The following is a 13,049-nucleotide window of genomic DNA, read 5'->3' on the forward strand; positions in this document are numbered from 1 at the left end:
GTCCCGAGCACCCGGCCCAACTGAGCGACCCCGCCTGAACATTCCCCCGTGCACGCCCCTTTCGTCGTGCCGGGGAGCCGTGGCATGCTCACCGCCGACCCGGATATGAACGTCGTTCACATGGATGAAAGGCGGCTCGGTTTCATGGCGATCAAGGGAAACATCAGCAGGCGCGGGTTGCTGGCCGGTGCCGTGGCCCTCGCCGCGACGGCGGCCGGCACCACCGGCACCACGGCGGCCGCCGCGGGCCGGGGGACCGCGGCCGGGGGCCCGCGCGCGGCCACCCCGCTCTGGCGGGAGTTCGCCGCCGCCCCGTTCACCCACCCGCAGATCCCGTTCATCGGCCGGGCCGGTTACCGCACCGGCTCCCGCCCGCCCCGCCGCACCGGCCGCGGCTTCGTCGCCGACGTCCGGCGCTACGGCGCGAAGCCCGACGGCTCCGCCGACGCCGCCCCCGCGATCAACCGGGCCATCGCCGACGCCGGGGAGCGCGGCGGCGGCACGGTGCTCGTCCCCGAAGGCACGTACCGCATCGACGACCTCGTCCGGATCGGCCACAGCGACGTCGTCGTACGCGGCGCGGGCAGCGGGCGTACCAGGCTGTACGCGACCAGGAACCTCACCGAGCTGATCGGGGCGTACGGCAGCCGGTACGGCGGCGACAAGTCCAGCTGGTCCTGGGCGGGCGGCCTCATCTGGCTCTGCCCGAAGGACCGTTGGGCCTCGCTCACCGACGCGATCCGGGCGAAGTCCTGGCCCTTCGAGGGCTGGACCGGCAACCACCGCGACGAGTGGCGGACGCTGACCACCGTCGCCCCCGCCCGCCGGGGCGACCGCTCGATCACCGTCCGGGACACCACGGGGCTGCGGCGCGGCGGACTCGTCCTGCTCCGCCTCGCCGACGACGCCGGCCACACGCTCCTGGAGCACATGGCGGGCGGCGGCCCCGGCCCCGAGGCGTACTCCTGGGACGACAAGACCAAGCTGACCTCGTACGTCCCCTACGAGTGGCCGGTCCGCGTCATCTCCGTACACGGCCACCGGGTCACGCTGGAGCGCCCGCTCCCGCTCGACGTCCGCCCCGAGTGGGATCCGCGGCTGACCACCCTCGTCACCCCGCTCACCGGCTCCGGCGTCGAGGGACTCACGCTCGAAGCGGTCGAGACCCCGCAGTCGCCGCATCTCCTCGACCGGGGGTACAACGGGGTCGCGTTCCAGTGCGCGTACGACTGCTGGGCCGACGACATCACCGTCCGCCACGTCGACAACGGCTTCGGCCTGGTCGCCGCCTCCGCCTGCACCCTGCGCCGTACGAAGGTCGCGGGGCGGGGCTCCCACCACCCGTACTACTGCCGCGAGGGCTCGCACGACAACCTGATCGAGGACTTCACCATCGAGCGGCGCACCGTACCCGCGCCCGCCGGGACGCAGCTGCACGGCATCAACGTCGAGGGCCTGTCCAGCGGCAATGTCTGGTCGCGCGGGGTGATGGAGATGGGGACGTTCGACTCGCACCGGGGGATGCCGTTCGCCAACGTCCGCACCGACATCACGGTCGAGAACAACGGGCGGCACGGCGGCGACGCGAGCGCGGGGCCGCTCTTCGGCGCCCGCTTCACGCACTGGAACATCCGGGTCACCAACGGCCGGGCCGGGCTGATGCGGATCGACGGACTCGCCCCGTACAGCGCGACGGTCGGCATCAGCGAGGTGACGGAGTTCGACCAGATCGACGTCCCCGACTTCACTGGCGATCTGCACACCCGGCTGGAGGCGTACGGCACACCCGAAGCGGTGTGGCCGCCCAATCTGTACGAGGCCCAGCGGGCCCTGACCGGCTGAGGGCGAGGGGCGGCGGGCGCTGCGCTCACTCCCCGGTGCGCAGCGCCGACTCCACGTCCGCCAGGGCCGATTCGAGCTGCGGGGCGACATGCGTCCACGCCCACTCCCGGTCCTCCCGGGACGCGCCGCGCGGGACGGTCTCCACCAGCATGATCAGGTAGAGGTAGCAGCGGTAGAGCGCGAGCCGCAGCCGCACGGACGCGTCGAACACCACCGGCCGCCCGCTGCCCTCCGCGTACCCGGCGAGGAAGTCCGCGTCCTCCGCCACGTTCCCGAACAGCGCGAGCGACACGAAGTCGGCGACCGGGTCGCCCCAGAACATCCGCTCGCCGTCGACGATCCCGCCGATGGTCCGCGCACCGGGCCCGCCGTCGACGAGGAGGTTGCCCTGCCACAGGTCGAAGTGGACCAGGGCGGGACGCGCGACGTCGTCGAGCACGGGCGACGCGGCGGCGAGCAGGTCGCGGACGGCGGCCGCCGAGCGTGGCAGCCGGGCCCGGTAGGCGTCCGCGTCGGCGAGGACGGCGTCGGTCATCGCGGTGAACGCCTGCCGCCAGGACGGGTCCAACCGGCCCACGGACAGGGAGGGGTAGCCGAATCCGGCGGGGTTCGTGACGGCGTGCAGCCGGGCGACGATCCGCCCCAGGTCCTTCCTCAGCCCGCGCTCCTCGGCCGCGGACAGGGAGCCGGGAGCGAACTCGCTCCACGACCGTCCCGGACAGGCCGACATCACCAGGTACGGACCGGTCGGCGCGGCCGGGTCGAGCTCGCTGTGCAGGACGCGGGGGACCGGTGCCGAACCGTCCGCGGCGGTGTAGAACGTGACCTCGTTGACCAGCAGATCCTGTTCGTAGCCCATCAGGGTCCCGGGGGTCGCGGGCGGCGGTGTCTTCACCACCCAGTCGCCGCCGCCGTCGGTGGGGGTCACCCGGGTGACCGTGTTGAAGGTGCCCCCGGTGAGCGGCACGCATCCAGCTATCCGGTCCTCCGCCAGCCCAACGGAGCGGAGAACGGCCGAGGTTGTTCCGTCTGCCTGCATGGCAGTGATTCTGCCCGTGTACCGGTGCGCGGCGTGGGCGGCCCCGGCGACGGGCACCGCCTTCACAGGATGATCACAGCGCCGTCACGATCGCATCCCGTGCCCGACTTGATTGATCATCAAACCAATCTCCGCTCATAGAGTGAGTAAAACCGAACACCCAGCTCATAGAGACGGACCGGACCATGCGTTCCACCGCCATACGCCGTACCGCAGTTGCCGCCACCGCGGTGTCCCTGGCCCTGTTCGCCACCGCATGCGGCGGTTCGGACTCGGGCTCAGGGGACAAGGGGAAGGACGCCAAGGGCAAGGAGTCCGCGGCCGCCGCCCCCGCGGCCAAGGCGCTGAGCGCCGCCGAGCTGGAGAAGGCCGCGCTGGCCCAGGGCGACGTCAAGGGGCACAAGATCTCCAAGGCCGCGGCCAAGGACACGATCTCCGTCGACGACATCAAGGTCGAGAAGAAGGTCTGCGCCCCGCTGGCGAACGCGCTGATGGGCGCGCAGGTCGGAGAGCCGGGCGCGTTCACCAAGCGCACGGTCGTCAGCGAGCCGAAGAAGGGCGACCTGGCGAAGCAGGACAGCGGGGACGCCGAGGAGGCGTTCAAGGCGGCGTTCGACATCACGACGACGCAGCTGGCCCTCGGCTCGTACGACGGCAAGGGCGCCCAGGAGTCGGTCGCCTCGCTGCGCACCGCGGCCACCGAGTGCGCCGGCGGCTTCGAGTTCACGGCGGCCGGTGAGAAGCAGAAGGCCGTCAAGATCACCGAGGAGCAGGTCAAGGGCGGCGAGGAGGCGGCTGCCTGGGCCGTGCAGCTGGAACAGGGCGGGGAGAAGGTGGTGTTCAAGCTCGTGGCCCTGCGTCAGGGCGCCTCGTTCGCGTCGTTCTCCTCGATGAACATGGCCATGCTCGCCGGTGAGGTGAAGGACTTCGACCTGCCGACCGCGGTGGTCGAGGCGCAGGCCGCGAAGCTGGCCTGAGGCCTTCGGGCCGGCGGCGGGGCGGACGAGTACCTGACGCCCCGCTGGTGAGTACTCGTACTCATGATCGACGTTTCGTGCTCCGGGCAGGCTGGTAGTACCAGTCAGCAGTGAGGAGCCAACATGTACGGGATCAGCCGAATCGGCCGGGTGGCGTCCGCGAGGAGCGGGCGCCGCCTGGGACGTTCCGCAGCCGGGCTCGCCCTGGCCGCCGCGACCGTCGCGGCGCTGGCCACGGGCTGCTCGATGGAGGACGCGAGCTGCGGCGGCGGCGAGTACCCGGTCATGACGATCGGGGGCACCGGATCGGCCTGCGTGTCCGACGACGAGGACCCGCCGAAGGGGTACGTGCGGTACCCGAAGGGCAAGGTCCCCGAGCATGTGGACGACAAGTGGGACGTGTACTGGCGGACCCACAGCGTGGACAAGGACGGCCGGATCATCGAAGTCCCGGCCGGTTCCTAGGAGTCGGGCCGGTACCGGCCCGGGGCTCAGGGCAGCGGGACGAGCCGCACCACGGTGACGATCAGGACGGACCCGGAGACGTAATAGAGCACGATCGCCCCGGCGACCGTCGCCTCGCGGCGGTCGCGCTCGCTCTTGACGGCCGACGAGCCGTGCCCGTACGGATCGAGACCCAGGGTGCGGGCCATCTCGGCGCGGAAGGTCTCGCCGTCGCGCATCTTGGCCAGGGAGTCGTCGGCGGGCGGTGCGTAGGAGATGCGGAAGCTCAAGCGACGCTCCGCCTCTCGGCCTCGTCCTGCGCCAGCCGGTCCAGGATCCGTTCGGCCTCCGGGTCGGGTACGGCCTCCAGCATCCAGTGCCGCATCACGGCCTGGATCTCGTGCACCCCCGCCTCGTTGATGGCGCGGTCGAACTCCGCGCGTCTCTCCTCGGGCAGTGTGGCCCGGATGGCCGGAATGCTGTTGGGCACATCGACCTCGGCACCGCCGACAAAGGTTTTCAGGGGCTCGCCCATGGTTGCTCTCCCCGCTCTCCTTGCTCTCCCCGCACGGCCCGTCCGGTCGGCTCCGCCCTTGCGAGGGCCGGTACTCGGGTCACCGTAGCGCCAGTGCGGAGGAGGGACACGGAACCCACGCGATACGTTCGCCCCATGACAGCGACAACATGGGACATATTGCTGATCGGCGGGGCTTCGGGCATTGGCAAGAGCCGGGCGGCGGCCCAACTGGCTGATGGTGCGGACGAGTCGAGGGCATTCGTGGTCGAGTTCGACGACGTGGTCAGCGCGGTGGAGTCCATGACGACGGCCGAACACCACCCCGCGCTCCACCACTTCGACACCGTCCCCGACCCGGCACGGCTCACCGTCGATCAGGTGCTGGCCCTCCAGATCACCACCGCCGAAGCCCTGGAACCCGCGGTGCTGGGCGTGGTCCGCAACCGCCTGACCGTCGACGTACCCGCCGTGATCGAGGGCGACTACCTCACCCCTGCCGCCGCGGCGGAGGCGATTCGCGAGGGCCGGACGACGGGCCGCCGGGTGCGCGCGGTGTTCCTGCACGAACCGGACCCGGAACAGATCCTCGCCAACTACGCGGCCCGGGAACCCGACAGCGGCGAGCAGCGCCACCGGGCCCAGGTCAGCGCCGCGTACTCGCACTGGCTCGCAGGCCAGGCGGCCCGGCACGGCCTGCCGGTGGTCGAGTGCCGCCCCTGGACCGGCCTGGCGGTCCGCCTGGAACAGGCGTTGGGGAAGCAGGACGGAGACGGTGTGTTGTCACACCCCCGTCCTACGCTCGGCCCATGAGCGTCTCTCTCTACTACAGCGCCCGCCGTGCACAGCCGCTGACCGGCACCGAGTCGACCGCCGTCGAGCACCTGCTCGCCACGCGCGCCCGGTCGTTCCCGTACGCCGACGAGGAGGGCCTGTACCTGTACGACGGTGACGAGGGCGAGGGCACGGGCGCGGACGAGAACGACGAGATCCTCGCCGGCTCCACGAAACTGCCGACCGACCCGGACCGGTGGATACCGGTGATAGCCCATGTCCTCGACTCCGTCACCGAGTTGCGCCGCGCAGTCGGGGAAGCGCAGTGGCACGTCCACCTGGACGATGTCGATGTCCCGTGGGACGAGGGGGAGGGGTACGTCCTGTCGGGCGGGTGAGGGGGCATACAGGTTTCCCACCGGGGCAGCTGCGACCGGCGTGGGCGCTCGCCCCGGTGCCGGTCGGTGTCATCGGGGTGGGCCCAGCACCTCGTCGGCGCTGCGGGGTTCCGCCCGCGGCTGCCGGTTGAGCTCGTGGCGCTCGATGGAGGACCGCCGGTAGACCTCCTTGCGAGCCCGCATGATGTTGCCCAGGGGCGCGTGCTCGGCGGTGACCCGCCAGGGCGTGAAGGACAGTGCGTCCATCTTCTCCAGGTTCTCCGGGCCGGAGATGTCCTGCCGCGGCAGCCGCAGCTTGGCCACGGTGACGGACGGCGAGAGCTGTTCGGGCCACTCCACGGTGGTGTCCTCCACCGGCATGCGCTCCAGGTCGGTGCAGAGCTGCACCTGGATGTCGAAGACGTAGGGCCGTTCCCGCAGTTCGGCCTGGAGGGCCGGCCGGAAGACCTCCTGCGCGGAGGCGGGGTCGATGTCGCGCCGGACCACCGCGGCGGCGGAGGACGGGTCGGGGGTGATGCGCACCTTGGCGATGTAGTCCCCGTGCCGGACCGCGCCCATCGTCCAGTAGCTCGACAGCAGCAGGTTCGCCGGGGGAGTCTTCGACAGGCGAAGGAAGGCCAGGAACTCGTCCCACGCCCAGTCGTCCTGGTCCAGCGTTCCCTTTCCGGTCACGAAATCGGTGAAGAAGCGATGTGCGCCGGGTCGGCCTCGGGAGAAGTAGGCCGGCGCGTTCAGGAACAATTCCTGGATGAACAGATAGTGCTCGACCGTGTTGCAGAAGAAGACCGGTCCGTTGATGTTGGCGTAGTCGAACGTGCCTGTGTCCGGTTCGTCCTCCAGCAGGGTCGGGCCGGGGACGCCGAAGATCTTCAGCGCCAGTCCGGTGGCGGCGCCCAGTCGCGCGTCGGCTCCGGCGTGGGGCGAGCCGTTGGAGAAGCGGATCAGGGCATCGTGGGTTCCCGGAGTCGCATAGATTCCCTGGGCGTACTCGGGTGGCAGCCCGTCCAGGATCTCCACCTCCCCCCGGACCAGTCCGTAGCCCTTGGCGTGGGCGTCCCGGAGGGCCCGTCCGGTGCCACCGGCCCTGACCGACTCGGCGATGTAGCTCTCGGTCTTCTCGATCACCGTCCGCAGGTTCTGGTCGAAGTGCGGGTCATCGTCTTCGACATCCGGCGTGTAGCGGACGAACTGTGCTGCCATGACTTCGACCTCTCCTCGGAGAGCGTGATCGGACCTCGGGGGAACCGCGCCGTCAGTCCTCCAGTTCGGCGAGCCAGCGCAGGGCGCGCAGACCCGGCAGGAAGCAGTACTCGCCGCCCCGGGTGACCACGAAGCCGGGCAGGTTCCGCAGGCGACGCCGGACCGGCTTCTCGGGGATGGTGACGCTGCCGGTTCCGCCGTGATGACCGGCCACCGGGTCCTTCTCGCCGGGGTAGCCGATGAAGTTGCCGTCGTTGATCCACTCGGCCTTGATGAACTCGAACTGCCGTTCCAGATGGGCCCCGATGAAGGCCCCGACCAGGCCCCGTTCGGCACCGTCGTCCTCCAGAACACCCTCGGGCAGCGGCGGACCGTAGGTGGTGCCGCGACGGATGAGGCGGTGCATCCGGGCGTCGCCGATGATGGCGGAGTCGCGGGGGTTGGTGCGCCTGATGTGGGCACCGGCGGGGCACCGGAAACCGCGGTCGTCGTTCTCCCGGTACAGGAAGTCGTTGACGCGGTGCGGATCGGCCGCCAGCTCCGGATCATCGTGCTCCGGCGAGAGGGTCAGCGGTGCCCCGCTGGGCCAGCGCCCGACCATCTTCGCCGCAAGGAGCGCCTCCTCCTCGGCGCCGGAGCTGTTCGCGCGCAGATACCGGCGCCAGGCCGCCACATCGGTGTGGACCTTGCGAACGGCCACGTAGGTCCCGTTGCGCCCCAGCACATCGGGGCTGGGCATGGGCGGCAGGCTGCCGGTCTCGTCGGGGTAGCCGAGGATGAACTCGCCCGCCTTGATGGGGGTTTCCCTCGGGTTGGAGCCGGGCAGTCCGACGCCCTCGATGTTCGGATGGCTGATGCCGTCACGGAAGCCGAAGGTGGTGCGCCCGGTCGGGAGCTGGCGTACCTCCTGCTGCCAGATGACCTGGACACCGGGAGTGTCCTCATAGGCGACGCGGGCCCGCTCCAGTTCCTTGTCCAGAAGGGCCGTATCGGACGAGAGGGCGCTCAACGCGATGTGGACATCGCCCGTTCCGAACGGTGCCTCCCAGCGGTCCGGTGCACTCTCACCCACGTCGCCGATCAGTTCCGCCCGAGCGGCCATGCCCTCACGGAACGCCCGCGGAAAGCTGTCCAGCGACTCCTGGGGCACCCCCAGGGCCTTCAGCCCCTGGTAGGTGATGGCCACAGCCACCCAGGCGTCCTGGCTCCGATCCGCACCGGGCAGTCCACCGGAGGTCACCGGGAGCAGCCGCCGCAGCAGGGCGCGCCCGGCGTGCCGGTCATCGACGCGCAGGAAGATGAACCTTCCCTCGTAGGGAACGGGCCGTGGCCGCAGCGCCCCGCTCTGGACGTCGTCGATCTCGACGCATCCGCCGGCCGCCCCGCTGCTTGCCGTCGCATTCATGCTTGCTCGTGCCTCCACATCGGTCTCCGCCGGGACGGCCCGGCGGAGACTGGTCCGCGCGCCGACGCGGTCCACGGATGTGGGGTCGGCTCCGGGGGTCGGTTGTGCCGTGGTTCTAGGCCGAGGCTTCCGCCAGCAGCTTCTGGAAGGCCGGGGTGGCCACCAGCCCGGAGTTGGCCGGGTTGTCCAGGGCTGCCCGGAACTCGGGGGTGTCCAGCACCTCCTGGAACGCGTCGTCCACGCGCTGGTCCTTGTAGATCTGCTGAACGGTCAGGTCGGGGTAGGCGCTGACGAAGACCCCCGCCGGCGCCTGGTGGGCGACGAACCAGTCCTTCGCCCCCGGGTCGGTGACGCCGGGGAACCCTTCGCTGTGCGAGAAGACCTTGTCGAAGCGGGCCCCTACCACCGTCTTGGCGAAGTCGTCGATGTAGGTGTCCCAGGAGCCGTCGAAGACGCTGGCGAACATGAACCGGGTGTCGTTGTCGAAGATCACATGCCGTGCGTCGTGCAGGGTGCCGATCTGGCGCACCGCTGCGTGGACCCTCTCGTCGTCCGCCGCGTCGGAGAGCGTGGCGAGATCCTCACGCAGCGCGTCGGCCTCGCCCGGCTTGATCCTGGTGAAGACGGTGAACTCGCTGCTGACCCCGTCCGACCTGCCGGGCCGTTCGGGGTGAGCTGTCCGGGCCGCACCTGTCGCCGCAGTCATCGTGAGATTCTCCTGCCACGGATCGATGCGAGGGTCGCCAAGCGCCCGGACATGGGGCGCCATCGCCCTCACACACCCATCCTCACCACGTATGCGCTGCCCCCGCATCTCGGGGCCCGGGCGCGATGGCCGCCCGATGCGGGCTCACGGGGAACTCCGCCGTCGCGGAGCCACGGCCCGATCGCTTCCCGGTCACCCACCGGAGCCGACTGCGTTCCGTGCCGCCTCCGCTTCCGCCTCCGCTCCCGAGGACAGAGCCGCCTCCGCTCCCGAGGACAGATCGGGCCAGGCGCAGGAAGATGGAACCGGGGTGTCCGAGTACGTCGGCGACAGCACTCTTCGGCAGCACGTCCGCTCGGCTCCGGCCACAGCGGCGCGGCCGAGCACGCGACAGGCAACGGCCCATTGGTCCGCCCAGGCGGTCGTGGCACCCGCCTTCCCCGAGCCCTGCCGGGAGCCGCCACCCCCAACCCACGTCGCCACCCTGACTCCCGCACGGAGGCAACCATGGGTGCAGTCCTCGGCGATGTGCTGGGTTTCGCGGCAGCCGTCGCGATCAGCCCGCTCCCGATCATCGCGATCATCCTCATACTCGCCACACCCCGGGGGCGTGGCAACGGAGTGCTCTTCACCGTCGGCTGGATCCTGGGACTCTCGGCGCTGGGCGCGGTGATGCTGGCGATCGCTCCCCCCGCGGGTGCCTCCGTCCACAATCACCCGGCCACCTGGGTGGGAGTGCTCAAGCTCGTTCTGGGCGTGCTCCTCGTCCTCTTCGGCGCTCGGCAATGGCATCGGCGTCCCAAGGATCCCTCGCAGGCCCGGCTGCCGAAGTGGATGGGCGCGATCGACCGCCTCACGCCGGTCAAGGTCTTCGCACTCGGACTGGCCCTGGCCGCGCTCAACGCCAAGAACGCCCCGCTGACCATCGCCGCGGGCGCCGCGATCGGCTCGGCCGGGCTGCCGGGCGGGCAGCAGATCGCATTGCTGGCGATCTTCGTCCTGATCGCCACCCTCGGCCTGCTGGCCCCGCTCGGGGTCTTCCTGCTCGGGGGAGAGCGGGCCAGGACCACTCTCGGCAACTGGAAGGACTGGGCCGCTCAGCACAATGTCGCCGTGATGGCCGCCCTGTTCTTCGTTCTCGGGTTGAAACTGCTCGGAGACGGCGTCTCCATCCTCACTTCCTGACAGGACTGACGCCGTCCCCGCCCGCACCCGACGGCCCGGAGAGGGACTCGGCGCAATGACAAGCCCCCTGTCCGCAGTCCGCGGGCAGGGGGCTTGACCGTTCTGGGCTGCTGCTTCTACTTCTTGCCCTGGTTCTTCACGGCCTCGATGGCGGCCTTCGCCGCGTCCGGGTCGAGGTACGTGCCGCCCGGCTTCACGGGGCGGAAGTCGGCGTCCAGCTCGTAGACGAGCGGGATGCCGGTCGGGATGTTGAGGCCCGAGATGTCGGCGTCGGAGATGCCGTCCAGGTGCTTGACCAGGGCCCGGAGGCTGTTGCCGTGGGCGGCGACCAGGACGGTCCTGCCGTCGAGGAGGTCCGGGACGATGTTGTCGTACCAGTACGGCAGCATGCGGACGACGACGTCCTTGAGGCACTCGGTGCGCGGGCGCAGCTCCGGCGGGATCGTCGCGTAGCGCGGGTCGTCGCTCTGCGAGAACTCGGTGCCGTCCTCCAGGGCGGGCGGCGGGGTGTCGTAGGAGCGGCGCCAGAGCATGAACTGTTCCTCGCCGAATTCGGCGAGCGTCTGTGCCTTGTCCTTGCCCTGGAGGGCGCCGTAGTGGCGCTCGTTCAGCCGCCAGGAGCGGTGGACCGGGATCCAGTGGCGGTCCGCGGACTCCAGCGCGAGCTGCGCGGTGCGGATGGCGCGCTTCTGGAGGGAGGTGTGCAGGACATCGGGGAGCAGACCGGCGTCCTTGAGCAGCTCACCGCCGCGGACTGCCTCCTTCTCGCCCTTCTCCGTGAGGTTGACGTCCACCCAGCCGGTGAACAGGTTCTTCGCGTTCCATTCGCTCTCGCCGTGGCGGAGGAGGATCAGCTTGTACGGTGCGTCGGCCATGGGTCCGAGCGTAATCGAACCCGTACGGGCCCCGCGCGGGCGGCCACAGGGCGGACAGCGGCGGGCGGGGAGGCGGTACGGGGAGGCGCGGGACGGGAGGCCGCGCGGACGGCCGGAGCGGGACGATTGACGGCAGGCGTCAATTGACTGGCGGACCGGAATTCGGGATTCGTAATGTTCGGACAGTCATCGGGACTCTTACCGGTGGTGTCCGCTCCATACATCCCCGGGGGGATTCCGTATGTCTGTCGCCGGTCTCAGACGGGCCGCACGCGAATCCGTGTCCGGTCTCCCCAGAGAGTTCTGGTGGCTGTGGACCAGCACGCTGGTCAACCGCCTCGGCGGGTTCGTCGCCACGTTCATGGCGCTCTACCTGACCCTGGACCGGGGCTACTCCGCCTCGTACGCCGGTCTGGTCGCCGCGCTGCACGGCCTCGGCGGGGTCGTCTCCTCGCTCGGCGCGGGGGTGATGACCGACCGGCTCGGCCGCCGGCCCACCATGCTCATCGCGCAGACGTCGACGGCCGTGTCCGTGGCCGTGCTCGGATTCATGGTCCACCCGGTGGCGATCGCGGCGGTCGCCTTCGTCGTCGGCATGGCCAGCAACGCCTCGCGGCCGGCCGTGCAGGCGATGATGGCCGACATCGTCCGGCCCGAGGACCGGGTGCGGGCCTTCTCGCTCAACTACTGGGCCATCAACCTCGGCTTCGCGGTCTCCTCGGCCGGTGCCGGGTTCGTCGCCGAGTACAGCTATCTCGCCGGGTTCCTCGGTGAGGCCGCGATGACGCTGTTCTGCGCCGTCGTCGTCTTCCTGAAGGTGCCCGAGTCGCGGCCCGAGAAGCCGGTGGTGTCCGGGCGCGCGGTCGACGACGGTGCCGGGGAGGTCCGGCTCTCCACCGTGCTGCGCGACGGGCGGTTCATGAGCGTCGTCGGGCTCTCCTTCGTCATCGCCCTGATCTTCCAGCAGGGGTACGTGGGGCTGCCGGTGGCCATGGGGGCGGACGGGTTCTCCAGCTCCGACTTCGGCACCGCGGTCGCCGTCAACGGGGTGCTGATCGTCGTGCTCCAGATCCCCGTCACCCGCTTCATCCAGCACCGCGACCCGCGCCGGCTGCTCCTCGTGTCGTCGCTGCTGGCGGGGTACGGATTCGGGCTGACCGCGTTCGCCGGGTCGGTCGCGGTCTACGCGCTGACCATCTGCGTCTGGACGGTCGCCGAGATCGTCAACGCGCCGATCCAGAGCAGCCTGGTCGTCCGGCTGTCGCCCGCCCGGGGCCGGGGCCGCTACCAGGGCATGTACACGATGTCCTGGTCCGCGGCCGCGCTGATCGCGCCGCTGATGTCGGGCCTGGTGATCGACCGGTTCGGGGCGCAGTGGCTGTGGGGCGCGTGCGCCGTCCTGGGGACCGGGGCCGCGCTGGGGTACTGGCTGCTGATGCGCAACCTCCCGGGGGCGGACGGCACGGCGGAGTCCGAGGGCAGCCGGGTGGCGGAGAGCGGTGGGGGAGAGCCCGCTTCCGGGTCCGATGCCGATCCCGTTCCCGGGGTCGTTCCGGTCCCCGTGCCCGTGCCCGAGGTCGTTCCCGCTCCCGCGTCCGGGGCCGATGCCGCCGGCACCGGGCCCGCCGTCGAGCGGGCGGGCTGAGAGCCACCGGTCGCGCGGGCGCACGCCGCCCGCCCCGTAGTCGCT

At 70.8% G+C, this 13,049-nt stretch carries 14 protein-coding genes; 7 read left to right on the plus strand and 7 right to left on the minus strand.

Annotation, left to right across the window (positions count from 1 at the left end):
• Positions 1-120: 120 nt before the first annotated feature.
• Positions 121-1,842, plus strand: a complete 1,722-nt coding sequence (locus GA0115234_RS08480) for a glycosyl hydrolase family 28-related protein (protein WP_237541152.1) — start codon at positions 121-123, stop codon at positions 1,840-1,842.
• Between the two features lie 25 nt (positions 1,843-1,867).
• Here the strand turns inward: GA0115234_RS08480 and GA0115234_RS08485 are convergent, their stop codons facing one another.
• Entirely contained in the window at positions 1,868-2,881 is a 1,014-nt protein-coding gene (locus tag GA0115234_RS08485) for a phosphotransferase family protein (RefSeq protein ID WP_093540471.1), read from the minus strand.
• 185 nt (positions 2,882-3,066) lie between these two features.
• Here GA0115234_RS08485 and GA0115234_RS08490 point away from each other — a divergent pair, with 185 nt between their 5' ends.
• Positions 3,067-3,858: a hypothetical protein gene (locus GA0115234_RS08490; RefSeq protein ID WP_093540257.1), complete on the plus strand. Its 792-nt coding sequence runs from the start codon at positions 3,067-3,069 to the stop codon at positions 3,856-3,858.
• Between the two features lie 123 nt (positions 3,859-3,981).
• Positions 3,982-4,323 (plus strand): SCO0607 family lipoprotein, encoded by a 342-nt coding sequence (locus GA0115234_RS44285; RefSeq protein WP_093540258.1) that lies wholly within the window; start codon positions 3,982-3,984, stop codon positions 4,321-4,323.
• A 26-nt stretch (positions 4,324-4,349) separates the two neighbouring features.
• On the opposite strand, the gene GA0115234_RS08500 is transcribed toward GA0115234_RS44285, so the two are convergent.
• Positions 4,350-4,592 carry a hypothetical protein gene (locus GA0115234_RS08500; RefSeq protein WP_093540259.1) on the minus strand — a complete coding sequence of 81 codons (243 nt, stop codon included), beginning with the start codon at positions 4,590-4,592 and terminating at the stop codon, positions 4,350-4,352.
• Positions 4,589-4,837, minus strand: coding sequence for a hypothetical protein (locus tag GA0115234_RS08505; RefSeq protein WP_093540260.1), 249 nt, complete (start codon positions 4,835-4,837; stop codon positions 4,589-4,591). Before GA0115234_RS08505 ends, GA0115234_RS08500 begins: the two co-directional genes overlap by 4 nt.
• A gap of 135 nt (positions 4,838-4,972) precedes the next feature.
• Between GA0115234_RS08505 and GA0115234_RS08510 the strand changes: the two genes are divergently transcribed.
• Together GA0115234_RS08510 and GA0115234_RS08515 are read left to right on the plus strand one after the other, a co-directional pair.
• On the plus strand, positions 4,973-5,629 hold the full coding sequence (locus tag GA0115234_RS08510; protein ID WP_093540261.1) for an AAA family ATPase: 657 nt from the start codon (positions 4,973-4,975) through the stop codon (positions 5,627-5,629).
• A complete protein-coding gene (locus GA0115234_RS08515; protein ID WP_093540262.1) occupies positions 5,626-5,988 on the plus strand; it encodes a hypothetical protein in 363 nt (120 codons plus the stop codon). The genes GA0115234_RS08510 and GA0115234_RS08515 overlap by 4 nt, the downstream gene beginning before the upstream one ends.
• A 69-nt stretch (positions 5,989-6,057) precedes the next feature.
• On the opposite strand, the gene GA0115234_RS08520 is transcribed toward GA0115234_RS08515, so the two are convergent.
• From GA0115234_RS08520 to GA0115234_RS08530, 3 genes are all read right to left on the minus strand, one after another.
• Positions 6,058-7,188 carry a catalase family protein gene (locus tag GA0115234_RS08520; protein WP_093540263.1) on the minus strand — a complete coding sequence of 377 codons (1,131 nt, stop codon included), beginning with the start codon at positions 7,186-7,188 and terminating at the stop codon, positions 6,058-6,060.
• A 52-nt stretch (positions 7,189-7,240) separates the two neighbouring features.
• Positions 7,241-8,593 carry a Dyp-type peroxidase gene (locus tag GA0115234_RS08525; protein WP_093540264.1) on the minus strand — a complete coding sequence of 451 codons (1,353 nt, stop codon included), beginning with the start codon at positions 8,591-8,593 and terminating at the stop codon, positions 7,241-7,243.
• 115 nt (positions 8,594-8,708) lie between these two features.
• The gene (locus tag GA0115234_RS08530) at positions 8,709-9,299 is read right to left on the minus strand and encodes a hypothetical protein (RefSeq protein ID WP_237541153.1); all 591 of its coding nucleotides are present in this window, start codon (positions 9,297-9,299) and stop codon (positions 8,709-8,711) included.
• 507 nt (positions 9,300-9,806) lie between these two features.
• Between GA0115234_RS08530 and GA0115234_RS08535 the strand changes: the two genes are divergently transcribed.
• On the plus strand, positions 9,807-10,484 hold the full coding sequence (locus GA0115234_RS08535) for a GAP family protein (protein WP_093540266.1): 678 nt from the start codon (positions 9,807-9,809) through the stop codon (positions 10,482-10,484).
• A gap of 116 nt (positions 10,485-10,600) precedes the next feature.
• Here the strand turns inward: GA0115234_RS08535 and GA0115234_RS08540 are convergent, their stop codons facing one another.
• Positions 10,601-11,359: a phosphoglyceromutase gene (locus GA0115234_RS08540; RefSeq protein WP_093540267.1), complete on the minus strand. Its 759-nt coding sequence runs from the start codon at positions 11,357-11,359 to the stop codon at positions 10,601-10,603.
• 241 nt (positions 11,360-11,600) lie between these two features.
• Between GA0115234_RS08540 and GA0115234_RS08545 the strand changes: the two genes are divergently transcribed.
• Positions 11,601-13,004 carry an MDR family MFS transporter gene (locus GA0115234_RS08545; RefSeq protein WP_093540268.1) on the plus strand — a complete coding sequence of 468 codons (1,404 nt, stop codon included), beginning with the start codon at positions 11,601-11,603 and terminating at the stop codon, positions 13,002-13,004.
• The last annotated feature ends 45 nt before the right edge of the window (positions 13,005-13,049 follow it).

Source organism: Streptomyces sp. DvalAA-43, assembly GCF_900091725.1.
GTDB lineage: Bacteria > Actinomycetota > Actinomycetes > Streptomycetales > Streptomycetaceae > Streptomyces > Streptomyces pulveraceus.